This window comes from Oceanibaculum pacificum (assembly GCF_001618175.1).
GTDB classification, from domain to species: Bacteria; Pseudomonadota; Alphaproteobacteria; order Oceanibaculales; family Oceanibaculaceae; genus Oceanibaculum; species Oceanibaculum pacificum.
This window is the reverse complement of record NZ_LPXN01000123.1, coordinates 1-23,861: the sequence shown is the minus strand read 5'-3', so window position 1 is coordinate 23,861 and position 23,861 is coordinate 1. Positions and strand designations below refer to the sequence as shown.

General features: G+C 66.9%; 20 protein-coding genes. 8 read left to right on the top strand and 12 right to left on the bottom strand.

Annotation, left to right across the window (positions count from 1 at the left end; translation table 11 throughout):
- Positions 1–47: 47 nt before the first annotated feature.
- Together AUP43_RS12670 and AUP43_RS12665 are read right to left on the bottom strand one after the other, a co-directional pair.
- Positions 48–1,061 (bottom strand): NAD(P)H-dependent flavin oxidoreductase, encoded by a 1,014-nt coding sequence (locus tag AUP43_RS12670; RefSeq protein WP_232315144.1) that lies wholly within the window; start codon positions 1,059–1,061, stop codon positions 48–50.
- A 98-nt stretch (positions 1,062–1,159) separates the two neighbouring features.
- Positions 1,160–1,609 carry a MarR family winged helix-turn-helix transcriptional regulator gene (locus AUP43_RS12665; protein WP_407668473.1) on the bottom strand — a complete coding sequence of 150 codons (450 nt, stop codon included), beginning with the start codon at positions 1,607–1,609 and terminating at the stop codon, positions 1,160–1,162.
- 130 nt (positions 1,610–1,739) lie between these two features.
- On the opposite strand from AUP43_RS12665, the gene AUP43_RS12660 reads away from it, so the two are divergent.
- The 4 genes from AUP43_RS12660 (at position 1,740) to egtB (ending at position 5,775) form a co-directional block, all read left to right on the top strand.
- Positions 1,740–2,822 (top strand): WD40/YVTN/BNR-like repeat-containing protein, encoded by a 1,083-nt coding sequence (locus AUP43_RS12660; RefSeq protein WP_067557594.1) that lies wholly within the window; start codon positions 1,740–1,742, stop codon positions 2,820–2,822.
- Complete coding sequence (locus tag AUP43_RS12655; protein ID WP_067557592.1) at positions 2,822–3,088, top strand: MoaD/ThiS family protein; 267 nt, start codon at positions 2,822–2,824, stop codon at positions 3,086–3,088. Before AUP43_RS12660 ends, AUP43_RS12655 begins: the two co-directional genes overlap by 1 nt.
- A gap of 64 nt (positions 3,089–3,152) precedes the next feature.
- A complete protein-coding gene (locus AUP43_RS12650) occupies positions 3,153–3,470 on the top strand; it encodes a hypothetical protein (RefSeq protein WP_067557589.1) in 318 nt (105 codons plus the stop codon).
- A gap of 70 nt (positions 3,471–3,540) precedes the next feature.
- Complete coding sequence (gene egtB / locus AUP43_RS19450; RefSeq protein ID WP_067557586.1) at positions 3,541–5,775, top strand: ergothioneine biosynthesis protein EgtB; 2,235 nt, start codon at positions 3,541–3,543, stop codon at positions 5,773–5,775.
- Here the strand turns inward: egtB and AUP43_RS12640 are convergent.
- Genes AUP43_RS12640 through AUP43_RS12620 form a run of 5 tightly spaced genes read right to left on the bottom strand, consistent with a single transcriptional unit; the run spans position 5,772 to position 10,316 of the window.
- A complete protein-coding gene (locus AUP43_RS12640; RefSeq protein WP_067557583.1) occupies positions 5,772–6,167 on the bottom strand; it encodes a response regulator in 396 nt (131 codons plus the stop codon). The two genes, egtB and AUP43_RS12640, sit on opposite strands and share 4 nt — an antisense overlap.
- 24 nt (positions 6,168–6,191) lie before the next feature.
- A complete protein-coding gene (locus AUP43_RS12635; RefSeq protein WP_067557580.1) occupies positions 6,192–6,662 on the bottom strand; it encodes a Csu type fimbrial protein in 471 nt (156 codons plus the stop codon).
- Positions 6,662–8,998, bottom strand: coding sequence for a fimbria/pilus outer membrane usher protein (locus AUP43_RS12630; RefSeq protein WP_067557577.1), 2,337 nt, complete (start codon positions 8,996–8,998; stop codon positions 6,662–6,664). The genes AUP43_RS12635 and AUP43_RS12630 overlap by 1 nt, the downstream gene beginning before the upstream one ends.
- Positions 8,999–9,023: 25 nt before the next feature.
- Positions 9,024–9,746 carry a fimbrial biogenesis chaperone gene (locus AUP43_RS12625; RefSeq protein WP_067557574.1) on the bottom strand — a complete coding sequence of 241 codons (723 nt, stop codon included), beginning with the start codon at positions 9,744–9,746 and terminating at the stop codon, positions 9,024–9,026.
- A gap of 21 nt (positions 9,747–9,767) precedes the next feature.
- Positions 9,768–10,316 carry a Csu type fimbrial protein gene (locus tag AUP43_RS12620; protein WP_084462785.1) on the bottom strand — a complete coding sequence of 183 codons (549 nt, stop codon included), beginning with the start codon at positions 10,314–10,316 and terminating at the stop codon, positions 9,768–9,770.
- A 236-nt stretch (positions 10,317–10,552) separates the two neighbouring features.
- Here AUP43_RS12620 and AUP43_RS12615 point away from each other — a divergent pair, with 236 nt between their 5' ends.
- Together AUP43_RS12615 and AUP43_RS12610 are read left to right on the top strand one after the other, a co-directional pair.
- Positions 10,553–10,891, top strand: a complete 339-nt coding sequence (locus AUP43_RS12615; RefSeq protein ID WP_157089346.1) for a hypothetical protein — start codon at positions 10,553–10,555, stop codon at positions 10,889–10,891.
- A gap of 146 nt (positions 10,892–11,037) precedes the next feature.
- Positions 11,038–11,778 carry a response regulator gene (locus tag AUP43_RS12610; RefSeq protein ID WP_084462784.1) on the top strand — a complete coding sequence of 247 codons (741 nt, stop codon included), beginning with the start codon at positions 11,038–11,040 and terminating at the stop codon, positions 11,776–11,778.
- A gap of 6 nt (positions 11,779–11,784) precedes the next feature.
- On the opposite strand, the gene AUP43_RS12605 is transcribed toward AUP43_RS12610, so the two are convergent.
- The 3 genes from AUP43_RS12605 to AUP43_RS12595 form a co-directional block, all read right to left on the bottom strand.
- Entirely contained in the window at positions 11,785–14,418 is a 2,634-nt protein-coding gene (locus AUP43_RS12605) for a CHASE domain-containing protein (protein WP_067557564.1), read from the bottom strand.
- A 137-nt stretch (positions 14,419–14,555) separates the two neighbouring features.
- A complete protein-coding gene (locus tag AUP43_RS12600) occupies positions 14,556–15,017 on the bottom strand; it encodes a carboxymuconolactone decarboxylase family protein (RefSeq protein WP_067557561.1) in 462 nt (153 codons plus the stop codon).
- 64 nt (positions 15,018–15,081) lie between these two features.
- Complete coding sequence (locus AUP43_RS12595; protein WP_067557558.1) at positions 15,082–15,873, bottom strand: response regulator; 792 nt, start codon at positions 15,871–15,873, stop codon at positions 15,082–15,084.
- Positions 15,874–16,350: 477 nt separating this feature from the next.
- Here AUP43_RS12595 and AUP43_RS12590 point away from each other — a divergent pair, with 477 nt between their 5' ends.
- Positions 16,351–17,880, top strand: coding sequence for a histidine kinase dimerization/phosphoacceptor domain -containing protein (locus AUP43_RS12590; RefSeq protein WP_067557555.1), 1,530 nt, complete (start codon positions 16,351–16,353; stop codon positions 17,878–17,880).
- Positions 17,881–17,890: 10 nt separating this feature from the next.
- Here AUP43_RS12590 and AUP43_RS12585 read toward each other — a convergent pair whose 3' ends face one another.
- Positions 17,891–21,373, bottom strand: a complete 3,483-nt coding sequence (locus AUP43_RS12585) for a hybrid sensor histidine kinase/response regulator (RefSeq protein WP_198154900.1) — start codon at positions 21,371–21,373, stop codon at positions 17,891–17,893.
- A 140-nt stretch (positions 21,374–21,513) separates the two neighbouring features.
- Positions 21,514–22,395 (bottom strand): LysR family transcriptional regulator, encoded by an 882-nt coding sequence (locus tag AUP43_RS12580; RefSeq protein WP_067557549.1) that lies wholly within the window; start codon positions 22,393–22,395, stop codon positions 21,514–21,516.
- Between the two features lie 124 nt (positions 22,396–22,519).
- Here AUP43_RS12580 and AUP43_RS12575 point away from each other — a divergent pair, with 124 nt between their 5' ends.
- Complete coding sequence (locus AUP43_RS12575; RefSeq protein WP_067557546.1) at positions 22,520–23,686, top strand: mandelate racemase/muconate lactonizing enzyme family protein; 1,167 nt, start codon at positions 22,520–22,522, stop codon at positions 23,684–23,686.
- Positions 23,687–23,861 lie beyond the last annotated feature (175 nt).

Genomic DNA, 23,861 nt, shown 5'->3' with positions numbered 1-23,861 from the left:
CCTTGCGGGGGAGGGATGGGGTGGGGGGTGGGGATAGAGCGCCCGGCCTAACCCCGCTTGCGCGCCACCGCGTCGAGCTGGGCCAGGGCGTCGGCCTCCAGGCGGTCGAGGATGGCGGCGGCGGGTTCCAGCCGGTCGCACCAGGCGGCGGCGGGGCCGAGGGAGAGCACGCCCTTGGTCCAGTCGCCGCTCTCATAGGCTTCCTTCTGCAAGGCACCGCCGACCAGCGGGCCAAGGGTGGCGTAGTCGCTCTGCCCGGCGGCCTCAAGCCGCGCCACCTCGGCGGCGGTTTCGTTGGCGAGGCAGCGATAGGTGTTCTTCAGGCTGCGCAGCACGGTGGTGGTGCAGGTCTCGTCCAGCCCGACCAGATATTCCTTCATCGCCCGATGGGCCCAGATCTCGTCGGCCACCAGCATGCGCGAGCCGATCAGCACGCCATCGGCCCCCAGCGCCAGCGCGGCGGCGATCTGCCGGCCGGAGCCGATGCCGCCGCCGACCACGACCGGGATGTCCAGCGCCTCCAGCGCGCGGGCGGCCAGCAGCATGGCGGGGATGTCGCCCATGCCGGGATGGCCACCGCACTCAGAGCCGATCATCACCACCGCGTCGACACCGGCCGCCGCTGCTTTCTGCGCGTGGCGCAGGGTGGTCACCTTATGCACCACCACGCAGCCAGCCTCGCGCAGGCGCGGCAACAGCGCCTCCGGGCTGTAGCCGGCGGTCTCGACATGGCGCACGCCCTCCTCGATCAGCACGTCGAGGAACAGCTTCATCTTCTCATTCTCGCCCGGCCGGGCGGAGATATAGAGATTGACGCCGAAGGGCTTGCCGCCGGTCATCTGCCGGCAACGCTGCACGGCATCGCGGAAGGCATCGATATCGGGATAGGAGCGTGGCGTGATGAAACCCATCGCGCCGGCATTCACCACGGCGGCGACATATTCCGCCGTCGCCAGCCACATCAGCCCGCCGCACAGGATCGGCCGCTGGATGCCGAACAGATCGGTCAACCGGGTGGCCAGGCGGGGCCGGGGTTTCTCCATGACGATATGCGTGTCCACTCGGGGGGCTCCCTCTCGCTTTTGGCCGCATTGTCCCGGCAAACGCGGCGAAGATAAAGGGAGTCTGCCGCCGGCCCCTTAGAGACGCGGGCTCAAACTCAGGACAGGGCAATGAGGTCGGCGCGCAGGCGGTCGGCATCGCCGGTGAGCCGCTGCTCGATCATCCGGTGGCCTTCCTTCCAGATCGGCACGGCGGCGGCCAGCAGGGCCTGGCCCTCCGGCGTCAGCAGCAGGCGACGGCTGCGCTTGTCCGCCGGATCGACCAGGATTTGCACCAGGCCGCGCCGCTCCAGCGGCTTCAGATTGGCGGTCAGCGTGGTGCGGTCCATCGCCAGCAGGGTGGAGAGCTGGCCCATCTTCGCCGGCTCCGGCCGGTTCAGCGACATCATCAGCGAGAATTGCCCGTTGGTCAGCCCCACCGGGCGCAGCATCTCGTCGAACTGGCGGGCCAGCGCCCGCGCGGCGCGCTGCACATGCAGGCACAGGCAGGTGTCGCGCACCATCAGCGTGGTTTGAAAGGGAACGGTTTCAGCCTTTGACATGCTCATATAATGTTGATATCAACTTTTCTTGTCCAGCGGAAAGCGCGGCATTTGAGCGAAATCGCGCGGTTTTGCCGCACTCCGGAAGGCCCGACTTTCCGGAAACGGGATTGGCTTGCTTGTAGGAGGAGTACGCATGGCCCAGCAAACTATGCTTCTGATCGGCACCCGCAAGGGGCTTTTCATCGCCGACAGCGCCAACCGGAGCGACTGGGCCCTGCGCGGCCCCTATTGCGAAACCTGGCCGGTGAACCACGCCATCGCCGACCCGAAGACCGGGACGATCTATGCCGGCGGCGGCAATGAATGGTTCGGCCCGGCGGTGTGGAAATCCACCGACCAGGGCAAGAGCTGGACGCATTCCAGCGCCGGCCTGAGCTATGGCGAGGGCGAGCCGCCGATCAAGGCGGTATGGAGCCTGGCCCTGGGTCCGGACGGCGCGCTCTATGCCGGCGTCGACCCGGCCGGGCTGTTCCGCAGCACCGATGGCGGCGAAAGCTGGGAGCATGTGCCGGGCCTGCGCGACCATCCGACCCGGCCGCACTGGATGCCGGGCGGGGCCGGGCTGATCCTGCATTCGCTGCTGGTGCATCCGGAGGATCCGAACCGCCTCTGGGTCGGCATCTCCTCGGCCGGTGTGTTCTATAGCGGCGATGGCGGCAAGAGCTGGGAGCCGCGCAACAAGGGCACCCGCGCCGACTATAACCCCGAGGACCAGCGCTATCCGGAATTCGGGCAATGCGTGCATTCGCTGGTGATGGCGGCCGGCGCGCCGGATATTCTGTACCAGCAGAATCACTGCGGCATGTATCGCAGCGAGGATGGCGGGCAAAGCTGGACCAGCATCGAGCAGGGCCTGCCCTCCAGCTTCGGCTTCCCCGCCGCCGCCCATCCGCGCGAGACCGGCACGCTGTTCCTGCTGCCGCTGAACGGCGACATCGCCGGGCGCTATGTGCCGGACGCCAAGGTCGCGGTCTATCGCAGCCGCGACGGCGGGCGCAACTGGCAGGCGCTGCGCGCCGGCCTGCCGCAGGAAAACGCCTTTGTCGGCGTGCTGCGCCAGGCACTGACCACCGACCGGCAATCGCCCGCCGGCATCTATTTCGGCACCAGCGGCGGGCAGCTCTACGCCAGCCCGGACGAGGGCGAGAACTGGCGCTGCGTCGCCCCGCATTTGCCGGTCATCGTGTCGCTCGAAACCCTGTCTTTAGACGGCTGATGCCGGTGCATGTCACCCTGCCGGCAGCCCTGCTGCCGCTGTTCCCCGGCGCGCCGCGCGAGCTGGAGCTGGAGGCGGCGACGGTGGCCGAAGCGATGGACGCGCTGGAGGCGCGCTGGCCCGGCATGCGCGACCGGCTGTGCGATTCCAGCCCGGCCATCCGCCGCCACATCAACGTCTTCGTGGAGGGGCGGCGCGGCGCGCTGGAAACCGCGCTGCCGCCGGGCAGCCGGCTGTTCATCATCACCGCCATCAGCGGCGGATAAGCTTTCGGGGAACAGAGCGGCAGGCCCGGCGGTTACCGATGTATCTGGACTGATTGGTGACCCCATGCCCCTCTGGAAGATCGTTCCCACCGCCGCGCCCGACGATTCCCGCTGGCTGGATTTTCCACGCTGGCGGGAAGTGGTGGTGCGCGCCGACACCCCTGCCCAGGCCGTGCTGCTCGCCGCCGAGGCGCTGGGCCGGCGCCCGGATCAGGTCGGCAATGAGAGCCCCAGCAACATGACCGGCCTGGAGGATGAAAAGCTCTATGCCGTGCAGCGCCTGGAGGCGGACGACACACCCGGCGGCGCCCCCGGAATCGTGCGCGCGACGCCAGCCGACGGCCCGCCGCCAGGCGGAACAAAGACTGTCACAACAAGTTGATATGTAAGGAAACAACGGCCCGCATAATGTGATGGGCGATCGCCCCTACCGCGCGCCGAGGAGGCCGTTCATGTCGATTGCCGAAAAAATCTCATCCTCCCCCGACGCTTTGCAGGAGCGGTTCCGCCGCGTGCGGGACGACAGCCTGGACCTCGCCGCCGGTGTCGGTCCGGAAGATCAGATGCTGCAATCCATGCCCGACGCCAGCCCGATGAAGTGGCACCTGGCGCACACCAGCTGGTTCTTCGAGGTGTTCCTGCTGGAGGAATTCCTGCCCGGCTACACGCCATTCGACGAGGGCTTCCGCTATCTCTTCAATTCCTATTACCAGGCGGTCGGCGCGCAATATCCGCGCCCGCAGCGCGGCCTGATCTCGCGCCCGAACGCGGCCGAGGTGACGGCCTATCGCCATCATGTGGACAGCCATGTCCAGCGCTTGCTGGACAGCGCCGACGACACGACCCGCGAGAAGATCGAGCGGCTGATCGAAATCGGCTGCAACCACGAGCAGCAGCATCAGGAGCTGATGCTGACCGACCTGCTGCACGGCTTCGCGCAGAACCCGCTGTCGCCCGCCTATCGGCCCTGGCGTCAGGCGCCGCTGCACGCGGTCCGGCCGCTGAGCTACGCCGCGGTCGAGGAAACCCAGGTGATGATCGGCCATGCCGGCGAGGGCTTCTGCTTCGACAATGAATATCCGCGCCACAAGGCGCTGTTGCAGCGCCACGGCCTGGCCGACCGGCTGGTGACCAACGCCGAATGGCTGGAATTCATGGCCGATGGCGGCTACGACACCCCGGCACTGTGGCTGTCCGACGGCTGGGCGGCGCGCCAGGCGGAGGGCTGGACCGCGCCGCTCTACTGGCGCCAGGACGGCGAAGGCTGGACCAGCATGACGCTGTCCGGCCGCCGGCCCATCGAGCTGGAAGCGCCGGTGGTCCATGTCAGCTATTACGAGGCCGACGCCTTCGCGCGCTGGGCCGACCGCCGCCTGCCGACCGAGATGGAATGGGAAGCCGCCGCGCGCGGCGTCGCCCGCAGCGGCAATCTGCGCTCCAGCGGCCTGCTGCGCCCGGCGGCGGCGGCCGGCGGTGCCGGTTTGCAGCAGATGTTCGGCGATGTCTGGGAATGGACGCAGAGCGCCTATCTGCCCTATCCCGGCTACAAGGCGGCCGAGGGGGCCATCGGCGAATATAACGGCAAGTTCATGATCAACCAGATGGTGCTGCGCGGCGGCTCCTGCGTCACGCCGGACGATCATATCCGCGCCAGCTACCGCAATTTCTTTTATCCCCATCAACGCTGGCAGTTCTGTGGCCTGCGGCTGGCGGCCGACGCCGCCGACCTCGCCAAGGTGCACGGGCTGCCGCGCCAGGAAGCCATCGACGATGTTTTCCAGGCCGATGTGCTGACCGGCCTGTCGCGAGCGCAGAAGATGCTGCCCAGCAAGTATCTGTACGATCCCGAGGGCTCCCGCCTGTTCGAGGATATCTGCGAGCTGCCGGAATATTACGTGCCGGGCGCGGAGCGCGCGGTGATGGAGCAGGCGCTGCCGCATCTGGCCGGCTTGGATATCGAGGATGCGGCGCTGGTCGAGTTCGGCAGCGGGGCCAGCGTGAAAACGCGCCGGGTGCTGGATTCCCTGCCCTGGATTTCCGCCTATGTGCCGATCGACATCAGCGCCGCGCATCTGGCGGCGGCGGCGGCGTCCATCGATGGCGACTATCCCGATCTGCAGGTGGTGCCGCTGGCCGGCGACTTCACCCAGCGCCTGACGGTGCCGGCGGAAGTGCGCGATCGGCCGCTGTTCGGCTTCTTCCCCGGCTCCACCATCGGCAATTTCACGCCCGAGGAGGCGACCGGCTTCCTGGCCAATGCGCGCCGGCTGCTGGCCGGCGGGCGGCTGCTGATCGGCGCGGATCTGCGCAAGGATCAGGCGGTGCTGGAAGCCGCCTATGACGACGCCCAGGGCGTGACGGCGGCTTTCGACCTCAATCTGCTGGCCCGCATCAATCGCGAGCTGGGCGGTGACATCGACCTCGCCAAATTCCGGCACCGGGCGATCTGGAACGAGGCGAAGAGCCGGATCGAGATGCATCTGGAAAGCCTGGCGGACCAGACCTTCGGCATTGCCGGCTGGCGCTTCGCAATGAAGCGGGGAGAAACGATCCACACCGAGAATTCGCATAAATTCACGGTGGCGCAATTCACCCGCCTGGCCAGCGAGGCCGGCTGGCGGGTCGAGCGGCATTGGGTGAACCCGGCCCCGGAATTCGCGGTCTTCCTGCTGCGCGACGCCGCCTAGGCGGCCGCCGCGACCGCCTGACGGCTGAACGCCCAGGGCAGCGCCGCGCGCACGGCGGAGATCAAGCGGCTGGTCGAGCATGGCCCGTCGACGATTTCGCCATGGATGGTGCCCAGATGCTTCAGCGCGTTCTGCCGGGTCGGCGCGCGGTAGATCACCTTCATCTCCGGCCGGCGCATCTTCGCCATGTCGACCAGCTTGTAGCCCTCCAACCCCGGCAGGAAAACGTTGCTGACCGTAAGGTCGATCTGGCCATGCGGCGCGATGTAGCGCAGCGCCTCGATGCCGTCGCCGGCCTCCTGCACCTCGAAGCCGAAATGCCGGAGCACGATGGCGGCGCGGCGACGTCCCTGGAAATCGTCATCGACGAGAAGAATGATCGGGGTCGGCATGGCGGTTGTCCTTCCGGAACCGGGTTAATAGCTGATGGTGACGACGATCGAGTCGGCATAGGCGCCGGCCCCGACCATCTGGCGCGCCGGGATGCGGCCGAAGACGGGATAGTTGCGGGTGGCGTTGGCCAGACCCAGCAGATAGCCATCGGAAACCTGGCCGGTACCGGCCCCGCCATCGCCCCAGACCGTGCCGTAACCGGCATTGGTGTAGAGATTGTACTGGATGGCGTTGCCGCCGGAACGCAGGGTGCGCGCGGCGAAGCTGCCGCTGCCGGCCGACAGCTTGATGTTGTAGGCGACCAGCAGCGAGATGCCGAGCACCAGGTTGCAGCTTACCGTGACCGAGCCGGTGGAGGGGGTGTCGCCCAGCGCCAGCGGATCGTAGGCGCCGAAATTCACCGGCGTCGCCGAGGCGGTGCAGGAGGCGAGCGCGGCGGCGGCGGGCCCCGCCCCGGTCAGCAGCATCAGGAAGGCGGCCAGGAGCGATTTCATCACGCCGCCCCCTCGCACTGGCCGGTCAGGCGGCCATCCCGTACCGACAGGCGGGACAGATTAAAGCGGCACAGGCCGGCCGGATCGTGCGCCTCGAACCTGTCGCCGGCATCGCCTTCCAGATAGATCTCGCCATCGAAGCCGGAGCGGAACACCGCCCCGTCGGACAGCCGCACCACCTCGATGCCCGGGGCCACCGGCTTGCCGTCGCGATGCAGCACGCGGATCAGCCGCGACTGGCTCTGCCTGGCCTCGAAGGTGACGGCGGCGATGCCGCGATAGCCGGGCGTCACCACGGTTTCGAGCCGCTCGATCTCGGCGTCGATCGGCAGGTCGGCCGTCTCGATGCCGATGCGGTTCGGATAGTTCGACAACAGCTTCGGCAGGAACAGATCGCCATCGGCGTCGGTCTCGCCGACCGGCTGGTTCTCCCGCGTCACCGTCACGCCGGCATGGCCGGGGACCGAGACCACGCCGAACGCATCGTCGATGCGCCGGGCCAGGAAGATTTTCTCGCCGACCAGGGCCACGCCGCCGCTGGCGGTCAACCGGCCAGCCGTGCCGCCCTCGTAGCGATCCACGGCGGCGGTGAAGTCGCCGCCGAAGGTGCGGCGGGTCACGTCGGCCCCGGCGCGCTCGATCTCGCCGCGCGAGACGCTGGCGCCATAGCCCCAGTCGCCATTGGCGACCGGCGCGTGGCGGGCCTGCACGGTGCCACTGCTGCGGTCGCCCCGGCGATACATGTCGGCCGAGCCGGTGGTGCTGTTGCCCAGCAGCACGGTCAGCGTCAGCCCCACGGTGGTGTCGGCGACATCCTGCCGGGCATGCAGCGCATAGGCGTTCAGGAACACGCTTTCGGTCACCGGCAGCGACCAGTTCACGGTGGCCACGGTGGCGGCGTCCAGCCCGTCATAGGTCTGGTGCGCGAAGGACATGGCGACATTGCCATAAGCGCCGAAGGAGCGGCTGACGCTGGCCAGCGTCTCCGACAGCAGCGGCGCGCCGGAGACCGAGAACACCACCCCGCCCTCGTCGAAATTGTCGGACTGCCAGCGCTGCCGCACAGCGAAGGTCCAGGGATCGACATTGCGCGAATAGCCCAGACCCGCCAGCCAGCCGGTGCCGCCGGCGCCGTTCGACACCGCCGCCTCGCCATGCAGTTCGCCGATGCCCGGCACGGCGCTGGTCAGGCTGCCGCCGATGGCCTGGCGGTCGGGCGTCGCCTCGGCATGGCCCTCGATGGTGTGGCCATCGGTCAGGCCGTAGCGATGCGTCGCCGCCGCATAGGGGTCGTCATACTGGTTGCTTTCCAGGCCGTAGCCCTTGCGCAGCAGCCCCAGCTCGTAGGAATAGTCGGACACGCCCTCGCGCAGCAGGCGCGGGCTGACATAGAAGGGCAGCGTCACCGCCTGCTGCCGGCCCAGCGCGTCGGTCACCACCACGCGGGCGTCGCCGCCGCCGGTCAGCGCCGGAATCTGGTTCAGCTCGAACGGGCCCTGATCGATCGCGCCGCGATAGCGCAGCACATCGTTCACGAACACATCGACGGTCGAGGGAAGCGCCGCCTGGCCGGCGAAATTCGCCGTCGGGAAGGAGACATAGCCGGGCTGCACGGCGAAATTGGTGGCGAACTGCACGCCGCCGAAATGCGCCGGCCGGCCCCAGGAGCCGCCATTGGAGATCGCGTCGCCGAATTTGACGCGCACCAGCTCCTCGCTGAAATCGCGCACATAGGCGGTCTCCAGCCGGACGATTTCGGCGCTGTCCTCGTCGGCGCGCAGGATGCCGCTGGTCAGGAAGCTGCCGCCAAGCACTGGCGCGCCGCCATCCAGCAGCGTGGCGAAATAGCTGTAATCCGTGCCGCCCTGCAGCACCGCGTCGTAATTGGCGTAGGCGCCGCCCTGCGAGGCCTCGACCTGCACCGGCAGGGTCGGCTGCAATTCCAGCCGCTGGCCGGCGAAGGCGGTGGCGTCCACCGTCAAATTCAGCTCCTGCATCGCGCCGTCGAAATCGACCGCCACGCCGGGCAGGGAAGACAGCGCCACATAATCCGCGCCGGGGCCGGGAATGGTGATCGCCTGGCGGCCCAGCGTCACCCGCGCCGCCGCCAGGGCCGCGGCCGGGATATAGAAGCCGTCCGGCTTGCGGATCGCCAGCAGCCCGTCATCAATGCGCTGGCCGTTGATGGTGACGGCGAGGATCATCTGCTCATCGCCGGTTTGCGCCCCGGGCGCTTGCGCTTGCGCCTGGGCATTGGCGGGCGACCCGCCGACCGGCGCTGCGCAGGCGATAACGGCCAGCAGCAGCGAGGTTGGGGCGAGGCGGCGGGCGGCCATCGGTCGTTCCCTTTTGACCGGGATTTTACTTCAAGGGCACGGCGACGACGCCGGCATCGGTCAGCAATTCCACCGTGGTCGCGCCGGAGATGCGGGCGTCGGCCGGCAGCGGCAGCGCCATGGTCGCGCCGGGCAGCACGTAATGCAGGCCGGTCTGCTTCTCGCCCTGCCAGCGGCCCGGGGTGGACAGCGTGTAGGACACCAGGCGGACATGGCTGCCGCTGGCATTATGCAGGCGCAGCACCGGCTGGCCGGCGGGCGTGCGGTCGATCACGCCGCTGAGGCGCGATTCGGTCTTCGCCAGGGGGGCGACGAAAACCGGCAGGCTGATTTTCAGATAGGTCTCGACCGCCTGCACGCGCTCGCGGTTCTGGTGCGGCACTTCCTCGACGAACAGCCGGTAGGTGCGCTCGGTCTGCTGCTGCAAATTGCCCTTGTAGCCGATGCGGATCATCTGCTTCTGGCCGGCCGCGATGGTCGCCATCGGCGGGTTCACCATCACGTCCTGGGTCGGAGAGAGCACGTCCTGCGCCTCCGCCTGGCCCCAGCTCATCACCCGGAAATGCACCAGCGTGTCGGTCTCGCCGACATTGCTGACGATCAGCGCCGTGCTGGACTGCTTGTCGTTCAGCTCGATCCGCACGGTGCTGAGCTTCAACTCGCCGGCCCAGGCATCGGCGCCGTTGGACAGGAGTGCCGCGACCGTCAGAACGGCGGGGCCGAGTTTCTGAAAAAAGCCGAACATCATCCTGTCCCCCCTTCTCGTGGTTCAGTAAGTGACGGTAACGGTGATCGTATCGGTGTAGACGCCCGGCAGCGCCGCCTGCAGGGCCGGCATGCGGCCATAGACGGTGTGGCCGACCGGCAGGCCGGTGCCGGTGCCGATCTGGGTGTCGGTGCCGACCGTGGTGCCCCACACGTTGGTGCGGTTGCTGTCGCGATACAGCGTGTAGTTCAGGGTGCTGCCGCCGAAGCTGAGCTTGCGCGAGGCGATCGACGCGCCGCTGCCGCCGCCGGCATTCAGGCCGACATTGTAGGAGGTGCCGTTGGTGCAGGTGACCAGCAGCTCGGTGGTGGCGTCGGTCGGGGTCAGCGAGGTCGGGTCGTAATTGCCGAAGATCATCGGCGTCGCCAGCACGATGCAGGATTGCAGCACCGTGGCGGTCACCGCGAAGGACGAGGTGGCGGTGGCGGCCTTCGCCTTGCTGGCGGCGAACAACGCGCCGCCGCAGGTGACCATGGCGGCCAGGGCGATAATGGCGACGCCGGTCTTCAGGCCGGTGTGTACGACGCCAGACTTGGAAATGCTGTTAACCATGATGAACTCCCATTCGCTAATTGATTGCGTGAAAGGAGTATTGCGTCACGGGCGATCCAAACCGAGTTAAGTTGCGTAAAAAAAGGTTTAGTTTGTGCGGTAATAAGCGCCAAGAACAGATTTGTAAGCTTGACCGTTCGTTCTTGCGGTCTAGTGTCAAGCCATGTAAAGATTTGTAAGTGGGCTGGCCAGGCGCCGCCCCTGGGGTGCATACCCCGCGAACATCGGATGTGACCATGCCCGCGTTAGTGAAGACCGCCCTTCTGGCCGTTTCGGCCACCGTCATCGACCCGACCCTGCCGCCCGCGCCGGCCATGGCGCAATGGCAGGCCCCGCCGGCCGTCACCTTCGGCGAGACCGTCACCGCCTGGGCGACGCGCGCCGGGCAGCCCGCCCCGCGGATCGACCCGCGCATCGCCGCCTACCGGATCGGCCAGGTCAGCGTCGCCGCCGACGATCTGTGCGGCGCGGTGAGCCGGCTGACCGACGCGCTGAAATATGCCGAGCCGCGCCCGCAGGTGACGGAATGCGGCCAGGCCGGCGCGCCGCTGACCGTGGCCGCCGCCCGGCGCTGAGCCGTGCCCGGCGCTTTTTCGCTGCCGATTACCTATAGTAGACATCGATATCCGCACTACATCTTTTGACGTATGTGCCGAATCGCGACATCATGGGCTGTTTGCTAAGCACCAGAACGCCGGCACGGGCGATCTAGAGGTAAAGCGTGACAGGCAGTCCATTATTAATCGTCGATGACGACGCCGCGATATCCAAGCTTCTCGCCGCTTACCTTCGCAAGGAAGGCTTCGATATCGCGATAGCGGAAAGCGTGCGGGAAATGCAGGAGCGGTTCACCGCCCAGCCGCCGGAAATGATCCTTCTCGATGTCATGCTGCCAGACGCCGACGGGTGGAGCGCCCTGCGCTGGCTGCGCGCCCGCAGCGCCGTCCCGGTGATCATGCTGACCGGCAAGGGCGAAACCATCGACAAGATCGTCGGGCTGGAGATGGGGGCCGACGATTACCTCGCCAAGCCGTTCGATCTGCGTGAGTTGCTGGCCCGCATCCGCACCATCCAGCGCCGTCTCGACCGGCCGGACGCGCCGGCGAAGGCGGCCGCGGCGGAAAAGCAGGAAGTGCGCTTCCAAGGCTGGGTGCTGGATCTGGCCGCCCACCAGCTTCTCGACACGGACGGCCAGTCGGTTCACCTGACCCAGGCGGAATACCGCATCCTGGTGCTGCTGACCGCGACGCCGCGCCAGCCGGTCCACCGCGACCAGCTGATGGAGGCCGTCGCCGGACGCAACTGGGATCCGATGGACCGCAGCGTCGATGTGCATGTCAGCAATCTGCGCCGCAAGCTGGACCGCGATGGCGGCGGCCCCAGCCTGATCCGCACCGTGCGGGGTGCGGGCTACATGTTCGTGCCCGGCGCGGAGTCCGGCGCGGGTTTCGGGGCAGACTAGGGCGGCTCAGTCGTCGTCGGCCTGCGGCGTGCCGTCCAGCACGCTGCGCAGCAGGGCCGACAGCTCGGCCTTGCGGTAGGGCTTGCTGAGCAGGCGGACGCTGCGGATCAACGCCACATCCTCGTCCAGCTTGGCGTCCGGGAAGCCGGAGGTCAGCACCACCTTGATCGCCGGCCAGCGGCTTTGCACCAGCCGCGCGAGATCGAGCCCGTCCAGCTTGCCGGCCATCACCACGTCGGAGAACACCAGATCGATCTGGTCGCCGCTCTCCAGCACCTCCAGGGCGGTGACGGCATTCTCCGCCGCGCGCACCTTGTAGCCCAGATTGGTCAGCTCATGGGTGACCAGCCGGCGCAGCGCGGGATCGTCCTCGACCACCAGCACCGTCTCGTGACCGCCCTGGCTGACCGTGACCGGCGCAACCTCCGACACTTCCTTAGCGCCGCGATGGCGCGGCAGATACAGCCGGAAGGTCGTGCCCATGCCGACCTCGCTATAGACATTGATATGGCCGCCCGACTGCTTCATGAAGCCGAAGATCATCGACAGGCCCAGGCCCGAGCCCTTGCCCGGCCCCTTGGTCGAGAAGAACGGCTCGAAGATGCGGGCCATCACCTCGGGCGGGATGCCGGTGCCGGTATCGCTGACCTGCAGCATCGCGTAATCGCCGGCCACCGCGTCGGGATGCTGGGCCACGTAATCCGCGTCCAGCCGGCGGTTGGCCGTGGCGATGGTCAGCCGGCCGCCCTTCGGCATGGCGTCGCGCGCATTGGTGGCCAGATTCACCAGCGCCGCCTCCACCTGGATCGGGTCGATCATCACCTGCCAGATATTCTTGCCGGGTTGCAGCGTCACCTCGATCTGCCCGCCCAGCACGCGCTCCAGCATGCGCGTCATGGTGGCGACCACCTCGTTGATGTCGACCGCGCGCGGCCGCAGCGGCTGGCGGCGGGCGAAGGCCAGCAGGCTGCGCACCAGCTCCGCCCCCCTATCGGCGGCCTTCTGCGCCTCGCTGATGAACTCGCCGATCTCCTGATCGTCGCTGCGCAGCTCCTCCAGCAATTGCAGATTGCCCATGATGACCAGCAGCAGATTGTTGAAATCATGCGCCAGCCCGCCGGTAAGCTGGCCCAGCGCCTCCATCTTCTGCGCCTGCAACAGCTGGCCTTCCATCACCTGCCGGTCGGTGACGTCCTCCAATATGCCGACGATGCCGCGAATCTGCTTGCCCTCGAAAATACCGGCGGCGGAGAAGCGCACATCCAGCAAGCGGCCGTCCTTGTGCCGGCAGCGGAACGGGTAGTCGCGCAGGATCTGCCCGGCCGCCACGGTATCGAACGCCTCGTCCACCGCCGCCTGGTCGTCGGGCGCCTGCAACGCGAAGGGGCGCTTCAGGATCGCCTCGGCCGGGTAGCCGAAAATCTTCTCCGCCGCCCGGCTCCAGAACAGGATGCGGCGCTTATGGTCGAGATAGATCACCGCCACCGGCAGCGCCTCCAGCGCGGCGGTCAGCGTCTCGGCCTGCTGCTTCAGGGCGATTTCGACGCGCTTGCGTTCCTCCACCTCGCGGCCAAGGTCGCGGTTGGCGGCCGACAGATCGGCGGTGCGGGCGGCGACGATGCCCTCTATCCGGTTGCGCACCACGGTTTGCCGGCCGACATAGGCGGCGACCAGCGCGGTCGACAGCAGGCCCGACAGCAGCAGGGCCAGCGGCAGGGAGGAACGCTGCTCGCTCAGCACATGCTCCGGGAAGGTGGAGATCAGCGTCCAATCATGTCCCAGCGCCTTGAAATGGCGCACCGTCTCATAGCCGTCGCCGGCCGGCCCCTGGGCAAGGGCGTCCTTCGGCTTCAGGAACACGCCGCTGGACGGTTCATACACCATCAGCGGCTGGTCGGTGAGGCTGGGGTCCTCATGCGCGTCGGTGTAGAAATGGATCGTCTCGACGATGCGCGGCGTGTATTCGATGGCCGATTCCAGAATCTTGCGCACCGCGAAGCTGCCGATCACAAACCCGCGCAGCGTCTCGCGCCGGCGCTCGACCGTCACCGGGATGATGGCGGAATCGTACACCGGCACGATGATGCGGTAGATCGGCTCGGTCAGCGTCAGCACCGACAGCACCGTGGCCGACATGGCGAGGGTGATGCCCTGGTCCCGCGCCCGCGCGAAAGCGGCGGCGAAGACCGGGTCGGAGGCGGGGTCGAAACCGTCCAGCCGCGGCACATTCTCGAACCGTTCGGACAGCCAGAGCGGAAAATATTCCGGCCGTTGGGTGGCGCTCACCAGCGACCCGGAGGCATCCCACTGGCTGATTTCGAAACCGGCTTCGCCCAACAGCCGCGCGCTGGCCTCGAAGTTGCGGCGCCCCGCATCGGCGACGCGCGGCGCCCAATAGATCGCCCGCGGCGGCGCCGCCTCGAACAATTTGCGCACGAAATGCTGGAAATCCTCCGGCACCAGGAAGGCATGCGCGGACACATAACTGCCAGTGGCGTTGACCGGCGCCGCGGCACGCTTGATCTTTTCCTCGAAATTGCTCGCCCGCCAGTCGGCGCGGAATTCCAGTATCTGCTCGACGCGGCGATTATCCGATTCCTGGGCGAAGAAATAGACGGCACCGGAAAGTGCTATACCCATCAACCCGACCGCCGCGGCGGTTGCCAGTTTACTAGGAAGCGCCACGGCCATTGCCGGCTGAGCCTCGCCACGCAAATTCAACGGAACCGATCAACGTCGATAATGCGTATAGGCCTGACAAAAAACAACCGCAGATTTCAATTGGTTGGGGCCGGCGCCGCCACCGGATGGATAAGCTGGAAGCCGATAGCGATGCGATTCCACAGATTGATGGTGCCGATGAGCAGCGTCAGCTTCACCAGCTCGGCCTCGTCGAACTGGGTCTTGGCGGCCTGGTAGTCAGCCTCCGGCGCGTGGCTCTGGGCGACCAGCGTCATCGCCTCCGTCCAGGCCAGGGCAGCGCGTTCGCGCGGTGTATAGAGCGGCGATTCGCGCCAGGCGGCGATCAGATGCACCCGCTCCTCCGTCTCGCCGGCGGCGCGGGCCTCGCGGGTGTGGATATGCAGGCAGTAGGAGCAGCCATTGATCTGCGAGGCGCGGATCTTCACCAGCTCCAGCAGGCTGTGCTCCAGCCCGCAGCCCTTCACGTAGGAATCCAGCGCCCGCAAGGCGGCAATCGCCTCCGGGGCCGCCGCATAGGGATTCATCCGGGCGCGCATGGTCGCTTCCCCCCTGGTTTCAACCGCCGGAATCATACGACGGCTGACCGGGGCGCTCCAGTGCCTACGCCGGCAGAGGGCGCGAGAGCAGGGCGTTGGTGATGAAGGCGGTCATCATGCCGTTGTTGAACGGCTTGGGGATGATGTAGCTGTCCAGCAGCCCGGCGCTGCCCGGCGCGCGGTCGGGGAAGGCGGTGACGAAGATGACCGGCACATGGCGCAGCGTGCGGATCTGCTGCATCGCCTCGACGCCGGAAACCTGGTCGTCCAGCTCGATGTCGGACAGGATCAAATCCGGCTTCTCGCTCGATGCGAGCGCCACCGCCTCGTCGCGCGTCACCGCCGGGCCGATCACCTGATGGCCCATGAGGGTGACGATCTGCTCCAGCTCCATGGCGGTCAGCGCATCATCCTCGACGATGAGAATCCGGCCGACGAACAGGGCCATCAATGCCCCCTCCGCTTCCGCCAGCAGCCGGGCCACCCGCACTTCGAGCAAATCGAGGATCGTTGCCACCTCGGCCAGCTTGAAGCCTTCCAGACGGTTCAGGATCAGCACCGCGCGCTGCATCGGCGCCAGCTTCTGGAGAATGCGGTACAAGGGACTTGGCGGCAGGGCCGCCCCGAGATCCGTCACCTTCTCCGTTAAAGATTCGCCCGCCTGCTCCCAGCATTGATGCAGGCCGCGGAACAAAGAGTAGCGCGCCGGGAGGGCGTTATTGAAATCCCAATCGCCACCCAGGATTCGTTTCAGCACCTCCGCGACCAGCAGGTCGCCCGCCTCGCCGCTGCCGGTAAGCCCGCTCGCATAGCGGCGCAGAGCCGGCAGCAATATGGTCAATTGCCCATTCAACATTGATCCCTCCATGGATCATGTGCTGATCCCATAGTGAGCCCTGGCAGGATACTTGACTACCCATAAAATAAAATCGCCTGCCAATGCCCTCAGAACGAAATAAGAATAAAACAAATCTTATTTTACATATCGCCGATTCCACCCTTTATAACCTTTTTTCCTGACGCCACGGCTTTGCGGCGCGTGAAATTTGCCAATTGGTTATTTAATTATTACGCCCTATAAATTCAAATTTATCACTTTGATTTAGGAAAAACGCACGATTTTGGTTAATTCCGATAGTAACCTGTGATTTTCTGTCGAATGCGACCAAGCATGAGCAATATAAAGTCTGCCTTGGAAATTTTTGAACCTTCTGCCGTTACTGAGAGTTGAGGGTGGGAGTTCGGTGCGCCTTGCTTGAAACCATGGAATCCAAATTCTCTCATGACCTCTGAATCAGACTCTTGGCTTGCGCTGTTCCAGCGACTTGGAACGATGGGACGGACCATTGTGGACCGGGACTGGAGCGATACGCCGCTCGGCCCGATCCAGGAATGGCCGGTCTCCTTGCGGACGGCGGTCACGATTATCCTGTCCTCGCACCAGCCGATGGCGCTGTGGTGGGGCCAGTCGCTGACCCAGTTGCATAACGACGCCTATGCGAAATTCCTGGGCGATGAGGGCGAACGGCTCGGCGCGCCCTTGCGGGCCGCCATCCCCGAGGGCTGGAGCGCCATCGCCGACGATATCGAGGCGGTATCGACATCCGGTTCGCCGCGCCGCCATGCCAGGATCGAATTGCCGAGCCCGACGGATCGGGAAAAACTGGAGCATTATTTCACCATCTCGCTCGACCCGCTGTTCGACCGCGCGGCGAACCCGCATGGCGCGCTGGCGGTGTTCTGCGACGACACCGCCGGGGTGGTGCGCGAGCGGCGGCTAAATATATTGAACGACCTGGCCAACAACATCCGCATCGCCAAGGACGCGCCGGCGGTGTGCCAGATGGCGGTGAAATCGATCGTCAAGGAACAGGCCGATGTGCATTTCGCCCTGGTCTATTCCTTCGATTATCTGGTGCGGCGGGCCCGGCTGATCGCCGCCAGCGGCCCGGCCGCCGAAACCGCCCCGGCCGAGATCGAGCTGGACGCGGCGCGCGACTGGCCAATCGACCGCGCCGCCAATGGCGAGGCCAGCCTGCTGCTCGACCCCCGCAGCCTGCCGGAATACGACTTCCACCCCGCCGGCCATAGCCAGGCTGGCGCGCTGGGCACCATTTCGGTGCTGCCGCTGGACGCCACCCATGCCGGCCGGCCGCATGGCGCGCTGCTGGTGGGAGCGCTGAAATCGATCCGCACGGACGAGGGCTACCGGGAATTCCTGGCGGTGATCGCCGACCAGCTCGCCGCCGGCATCGAGGCCCGCTTCCAGGTTACCGAGCGCACCAACGCCATCGGCGCGGTGCGCCACCGCATGCGCAACAATTTGCAGCTTATCTCCAGCCTGTTCTCGCTGACCCGCAACCGGATCACCGATCCGCAGGCGGCGCTGGAGATGGAATGGTTCGACACCCGTCTGGCGCAGCTTGGCCTGATCATCAACGCCATCGGCGATTTCAACGTCAACCGGGTGCCGGTGGGCGAATTTCTCGATGCTATCGCCAAGGGGCTGGTGCGCCTGCATCCGCAGATGCCGCTGACGCTGGACACCGCGTCCGATCCCATCGTGATCCGCGACAATCGCGCGGTCGCCATCGGCCTGCTGGTCGGCGAGATCATAACGCTGGTCCGGCGCGGCCATAGCGAGCCGGTGGCGATTACCGTCTCGCTGACGCGCAAAAGCGAACAGAAGCTGCTGCTCGTCTTCCGCGTCGATGGCGGCATACCGCCGGATTCCTGGCGGGATTATCGCGAGCGCCATTTCGTCGAGGCGATTGCCCGGCAATTGCGCGGCGAGCTGGAGGTGACGCAGGACAGAAGCGCGCTGACGCTGGGCATCGCCTTTCCCTACGGCGTCGAAACCTGACGATGACCGCCTAAAGGCCGGGCCGCGCGCAGGCCTGGCGGATGCGGCTCAGCAATTCCGCATCGTCATAGGGCTTGATCATCACCGCAGCGTCGGGGAAGGCGTCGAGGCCCGGCGCGTTGCGGTGCCCGGTGGCGAAGATCAGCGGCAGGCCCGGCGCCATCTCCCGCATCTGGGTCGCCAGCACCGGCCCCGACATATCGGGCAGGCTGACATCGGTGACCAGGATGTCGACCGGCTGGGCGGCCAGCATATCCAGCGCCTCCCGCGCCGACCCGGCTTCCAGCACGATCATGCCGCCGGCCTGCAATATCTCCGCCGTGCTCATGCGGATCAGCATGTCGTCCTCGCACAGCAGCACGGTCAGCGACCTGGCCTCGGCTGGCGGCGCCGCCAGCGGATGCGAGCGCGGCCCCACCCGGTGGCGCTGCGCGCCATTGGCCAGCACATGGCGGATCTTGCGGGCCATCGCCTCGCGCGTATAGGGCTTGGGCAGCAGTTCGACCCCCGGATCGAGCCGGCCGCCATGAACGATGGAATTCTCCGTATAGCCGGAGGTGAACAGCACGGCCAGGCCGGGCTGCCGCTCCACCGCCTTGCGCGCCAGCTCCGGGCTTTTCAGCGCGCCGGGCATCACCACGTCGGTGAACAAAAGGTCGATCGGCACGCCGCTTTCGATCACCGTCAAGGCGGCGGCGGCGTTCTTCGCGGTCAGCACGCGATAGCCCAGATCGCTCAGCATCTCGACCACGGTGGCCCGCACCTCGTCGTCATCCTCGGCCACCAGGATGGTTTCGCTGCCGCCGGAGGCGGGGACGTCCATCATCGCGGTCGGCATGTCCTCCATCTGGGTGGAGCGCGGCAGGTACAGCTTCACCGTGGTGCCCTGGCCGACCTCGCTGTAAAGCTTCACATGGCCGCCCGACTGCTTCACGAAGCCATAGACCATCGACAGGCCGAGCCCCGATCCGCGTCCCTCCGCCTTGGTGGAGAAGAACGGCTCGAACACTTGCGCCAGAATATCCGCCGGCATGCCGCTGCCGGTGTCGGTCACCGCCAGCATGACATACTGGCCGGCGGCCACGTCGGGGTGGCTGCGGGCATAGGCGTCGTCCAGGAAGGCGTTGCCGACCTCGATGGTCAGCTTGCCGAATTCCTGCATCGCGTCACGGCCGTTGATCGCCAGGTTCAGCAGCGCGTTCTCCAGCTGGCCGGGATCGATCAGCGTGTTCCACAGCCCGCCGGACACCATGGTCTCGATCTCGATGCCCTCGCCCAGCGAGCGGCGCAGCATGTCCTCCATGCCGGTGACCAGCCGGCCGATATTCACCACCTTCGGCTCCAGCGCCTGGCGCCGGCCGAAGGCCAGAAGCTGGCTCGCCAGCTTGGCGCCGCGCGCCACGCCGGCCAGCGCGTTAGAGACGCGGGCGGCCGACCGCTCGTTACCCGCCACATCCTTCGCCAGAAGCTGCAAATTGCCGGAGACGACCTGCAGCAGATTGTTGAAATCATGCGCCACGCCGCCGGTCAGCTTACCGATGGCCTCCATCTTCTGCGCCTGGCGCAGCGCCTCCTCGGTCTTGGAATGCTCGGCCACCTCGATGGCGACCCGGCCTTCCAGCGTGGCGTTCAGCGCCTGCAACGCCTCCTCGGCCCGGCGGCGCTCGGCCAGTTCGCGCTCCAGCGCCTGGAACAGCCGCGCATTATCGACCGCGATGGCCGCCTGCCCGGCGATGCCGACCAGCAGCGTCTCATGTTCGGCCTTGAACATGCCGGGCTCTTCATGCCCGAACAACAGCCCGCCCAGCACCTCGCCGGAGCGTGAAATCACCGGCACGGCGAGATAGCTGCGGATCGGCAGATGCCCCGGCGGCATGCCCTTGTGCGGCGGGTTCTTACCGTAGCGCTCATCCTGGGTGATGTCGTCGGAGCGCACGATTCCCGCGCCCTCGAAGGTCGGCCGGAAGATCGCGGTGGCGCGCGGCATCGGGAACTTTGCGAAGGCGTCGCGCGGCGGGCCGGACAAGGCGTAGAGCATGTAGGTATCGCCCTGCGCGTCCAGCACATTGTAGAAAAAAGCGCCGCACTGCGCGCCGGTCAGCTCCACCCCGGCATCGGTGACCATCTGCACGATGGTGTCGAGGTCCAGCTCGGCGGCGATGGCGGCGCCGGTCTTGTTCAATATCTCCAGGATGCGGGTTTCCCGGCGCAGCGACTGCTCCGCCTTGCGGCTCTCGGTAATGTCGACATTCACGCCGATCATGCCGACGAACCCGCCGCCGGCATCGAAGCGCGGCTGGGCGCGGGTGCGGATCAGCCGGTATTCGCCGTCGGCCCGCCGGAAACGCGCCTCGGTCACGAAACCTTCCTGCGCCGCCATCGCCTTGCCGAACGGCTCGAACAGCGCATCCCGGTCCTCGGGATGCAGCATCTCGCTCCAGTCGAAGCTGCCGACTTTTTCTTCGGCGACGCCCCAGAACGCGCGCAGAGCCTCGTTCAGATAGACGCATTTGCCGCTGGCATCGCCCATCCACAGCATGACCGGCGCGCTTTCGGAAACCAGGCGGAACCGCGCCTCGCTCTCGCGCAGCGCCGCCTCGCCGCGCTTCTGCTCGGTTACGTCATGGCCCTGGACCAGGATGCCGGAAACCGCGCCGCCTTCCTCGAAAACCGGCTGGTAGATGAAATCGACGAAACGCTCTTCCGGCGGCGCGCCGGGCTTGTGGCGCAGCAGCACGCGCACGCCATGGCCGATGAAGGGCTCACCGGTGTCGCGCGCCTTGTCCAGCAGATCGAGGAAGCCTTGCGCCACCATCTCCGGCAGCGCCTCGCGCAGCGGTTTGCCATACAGATCGCGGTAATTCACCATCTCCAGCAAGGCCGCGTTGGCCATGGTGAAGATGTAATCCGGGCCGCTCAGCATGGCGAAGAAGCCGGGCGCCTGCTCGATCATGCGGCGCAGGCCCTTGCGCTCGGCCATCAGCCGCTGCTCGGCCCGGACCTTGCCGGTGGTCTCGACGACGATGGCGATCACGCCCGCCGGCGCGCCCGCCTCGTCCAGCACCGGGGAGTAATCCAGGTTCAGCCATAGCTGTTCCGGCGCGCCCTGGCGGTACAGCGTCAGCTCCTTGTCCCGGTAGGACAGCGTGCCGCCGGCCAGGCAGACCCTCATCACATTGTCGTTGAAGTCGGCGACTTCCGGCCAGCCTTCGCGCACCGCCGACCCCAGAAGCTGGGGATGGCGCTGGCCGGCGAAGACCGCATAGGCGTCGTTATAGATCATGATGCCGGCCTCGCCCCACAGCGTGACCAACGGCACGGGGGACCGCAGCATGAGGCCGAGCGTCGTCTTCAGGTAGGATGGCCAGTCGACGATCGGGCCGAGCGGGGTGGCCGCCCAATCATGCGAGGCGATAAGCGCCCCCATCTCTCCCGTCCCTGACAGGAAAGCGCTGGCGCCGCTCGCGCTGCGGCTATCCTGGGTGTCCGGCATGATCGGACGCTCCTCGTTCCCTCAGATAAAGGCAAAGGCCGGATGGCGCGCTGCCCCCACCACGTCATAGACGCTTCCTTGCCCTAGGGGCAAGGAAACTTAACCAAATCGCATCCCGCTACCCTTCTGCGACCAAACGCTCAGGACTCCAGCGCCGCCCAGAAGGCTTCCGCCGCCGGGCCAAGCCGGGCGCGGGTGCGGAACAGATGGATATCGACCTCGACGTCCCAGGCCTCGTCGCCGGCGCGGGCCAGGCTGCCACTCTCCAGCTCGCGCTCGATCAGGCTCCGCGGCAGCCAGGCAATGCCGCGCCCGTCGCGCACCATCGCCAGCAGCACGGTGGCCAGATGGGCGGTGAACACCGTCTCCAGATGCGGCCGGTCCTCGCGCCCGGACAGCGCCGCCTGGACGATCCAGCCCAAGGCGGATTCCGGCGTGTAGGACAAGAGCGGCAGCGGCGCGTCCGCCGTGCCCGGCATGATATGGCGGCCCGGCAGAGAGACTGGCAGCAGCCGGTCGCGCCCGACCGCGACGGAGCGGAAATGCGTCGCCTCCAGCGGCGTCGGCACGGCCGGATGGTGATGGCACAACAGAAACTGCGCCTCGCCCTGCCGCATCGCCTGCTCGCAGCCGCGCATCGTGTCGGAGGTGAGCTGGATCGGCCCGACATGGCCTTTTTCCTCCAGCGCGCGCAGCCAGGTCGGGAAGAAGGTCAGCGACAGCGCGTGGGTGGCGGCGAATTTCAGCGTCGTGGCGGCGGCGCCGGCCGCCTGGCGCACCGCCTCCCGGCTATGCGCCAGGCGGCGCGCGATATCCTCGGCCAGTGGCCGGAACGCTGCGCCCGCCGGGGTCAGCCCGATGCGATGCGTGCTGCGGTCGAACAGGGGCGCGCCGATCCAATCCTCCAGCGCGCGGATGCGCCGGCTGAAGGCCGGCTGCGTCAACAGCCGCGCCTCGGCGGCGCGGTTGAAGTTCCCGGTCTCGACCAGCGCCTGGAAATCATCGAGCCAGGAAAGCTCCATTCCCCTCATTCCCCGCAACGAACGATGCAGATTACGCATTGGCCGCCCGGAGCGTCCATCCTTACGATCCAGGCCGGCATCCAGTCGCATTATCGAACCGCCAACCACGCCACCAGGAGACACCATGCGCATCGTCGAGATCAGAGAGACCACCGAATCCATCGCCTCGCCGATGGCCAACGCCTATATCGACTTCTCGAAGATGACCTGCTCGGTCGTCGCCGTGGTCACCGATGTGGTGCGCAACGGCAAGCCGGTGATCGGCTACGGCTTCAACTCCAACGGCCGCTACGCCGCCGGCGGCTTGCTGCGCGAGCGTTTCCTGCCGCGCCTGCGCGAGGCGAAGCCCGACAGCTTGATCACCGATGACGGAACCAATCTCGACCCATTCAAGATCTGGTCGACGATGATGCAGAACGAGAAGCCGGGCGGCCATGGCGAGCGCTCAGTCGCGGTCGGCACGGTCGACATGGCGGTGTGGGACGCGGTGGCAAAGATCGAGGACCGCCCGCTCTACCGCGTTCTGGCCGACCGCTATCGCGGCGGCGTGGCCGACGACAAGGTGTGGGTCTACGCCGCCGGCGGCTATTATTACCCCGGCAAGGACGATTCGAAGCTGCAGGACGAGATGCGCAGCTATCTCGATCGCGGCTACAAGGTGGTGAAGATGAAGATCGGCGCGGTGCCGCTGGCCGAGGATCTGCGCCGCATCGAAGCGGTGCTGAAGATCGTCGGCGACGGCGCCAATTTGTGCGTCGACGTGAATGGCCGCTTCGACATCGAGACCGCCATCGCCTATGGCGAGGCGATGAAGCCATACGGCCTGTATTGGTACGAGGAGGCGGGCGACCCGCTCGACTACGCGCTCCAGGCGGAGCTGGCGAAGCATTACGAGCGTCCGCTGGCGACCGGCGAGAATCTGTTCTCGCACCAGGATGCCCGCAACCTCGTGCGCTATGGCGGCATGCGACCGGACCGCGACTTCCTGCAATATGACTGCGCGCTGAGCTATGGGCTGGTCGAGTATCTGCGCACGCTGGACGCCATCCAGGCCGAGGGCTGGTCGCCGCGCCGCGTGGTGCCGCATGGCGGCCACCAGATGTCGCTGAACATCGCCGCCGGCCTGCATCTGGGCGGCAATGAGAGCTACCCGGACGTGTTCCGCCCGTTCTGCGGCTTCGCCGACAATGTGCGGGTGGAGAATTCCTATGTCGGCCTGCCCGACGCGCCGGGCATCGGCTTCGAGACCAAGAGCGAGCTGTTCGCCGTCATGCGCAAGCTGGCGGAATAGCGGGCGCTGGAGTCGGGGGCCCACCCCCACCCCAACCCTCCCCCCTCAAGGGGGAGGGTTAGGGAGGGGGGTACGGCTCCGGCGGTGCGGTTGGCTCCACCCCCACCCCGACCCTCCCCCGCAAGGGGGGAGGGGGCGAGGCGTCGGCCTTCATTTCTCCCTCCCCCCTTGCGGG

What these genes read in the sequence shown, in the direction of transcription:
- AUP43_RS12665 (WP_407668473.1), bottom strand. Translation starts at nt 1,609, where the DNA reads ATGAGCATGTCAAAGGCTGAAACCGTTCCCTTTCAAACCACGCTGATG.
- AUP43_RS12660 (WP_067557594.1), top strand. Translation starts at nt 1,740, where the DNA reads ATGGCCCAGCAAACTATGCTTCTGATCGGCACCCGCAAGGGGCTTTTC.
- AUP43_RS12655 (WP_067557592.1), top strand. Translation starts at nt 2,822, where the DNA reads ATGCCGGTGCATGTCACCCTGCCGGCAGCCCTGCTGCCGCTGTTCCCC.
- AUP43_RS12650 (WP_067557589.1), top strand. Translation starts at nt 3,153, where the DNA reads ATGCCCCTCTGGAAGATCGTTCCCACCGCCGCGCCCGACGATTCCCGC.
- egtB (WP_067557586.1), top strand. Translation starts at nt 3,541, where the DNA reads ATGTCGATTGCCGAAAAAATCTCATCCTCCCCCGACGCTTTGCAGGAG.
- AUP43_RS12640 (WP_067557583.1), bottom strand. Translation starts at nt 6,167, where the DNA reads ATGCCGACCCCGATCATTCTTCTCGTCGATGACGATTTCCAGGGACGT.
- AUP43_RS12635 (WP_067557580.1), bottom strand. Translation starts at nt 6,662, where the DNA reads ATGAAATCGCTCCTGGCCGCCTTCCTGATGCTGCTGACCGGGGCGGGG.
- AUP43_RS12630 (WP_067557577.1), bottom strand. Translation starts at nt 8,998, where the DNA reads ATGGCCGCCCGCCGCCTCGCCCCAACCTCGCTGCTGCTGGCCGTTATC.
- AUP43_RS12625 (WP_067557574.1), bottom strand. Translation starts at nt 9,746, where the DNA reads ATGATGTTCGGCTTTTTTCAGAAACTCGGCCCCGCCGTTCTGACGGTC.
- AUP43_RS12620 (WP_084462785.1), bottom strand. Translation starts at nt 10,316, where the DNA reads ATGGTTAACAGCATTTCCAAGTCTGGCGTCGTACACACCGGCCTGAAG.
- AUP43_RS12615 (WP_157089346.1), top strand. Translation starts at nt 10,553, where the DNA reads ATGCCCGCGTTAGTGAAGACCGCCCTTCTGGCCGTTTCGGCCACCGTC.
- AUP43_RS12605 (WP_067557564.1), bottom strand. Translation starts at nt 14,418, where the DNA reads ATGGGTATAGCACTTTCCGGTGCCGTCTATTTCTTCGCCCAGGAATCG.
- AUP43_RS12600 (WP_067557561.1), bottom strand. Translation starts at nt 15,017, where the DNA reads ATGCGCGCCCGGATGAATCCCTATGCGGCGGCCCCGGAGGCGATTGCC.
- AUP43_RS12595 (WP_067557558.1), bottom strand. Translation starts at nt 15,873, where the DNA reads ATGTTGAATGGGCAATTGACCATATTGCTGCCGGCTCTGCGCCGCTAT.
- AUP43_RS12590 (WP_067557555.1), top strand. Translation starts at nt 16,351, where the DNA reads ATGGGACGGACCATTGTGGACCGGGACTGGAGCGATACGCCGCTCGGC.
- AUP43_RS12585 (WP_198154900.1), bottom strand. Translation starts at nt 21,373, where the DNA reads ATGCCGGACACCCAGGATAGCCGCAGCGCGAGCGGCGCCAGCGCTTTC.
- AUP43_RS12580 (WP_067557549.1), bottom strand. Translation starts at nt 22,395, where the DNA reads ATGGAGCTTTCCTGGCTCGATGATTTCCAGGCGCTGGTCGAGACCGGG.
- AUP43_RS12575 (WP_067557546.1), top strand. Translation starts at nt 22,520, where the DNA reads ATGCGCATCGTCGAGATCAGAGAGACCACCGAATCCATCGCCTCGCCG.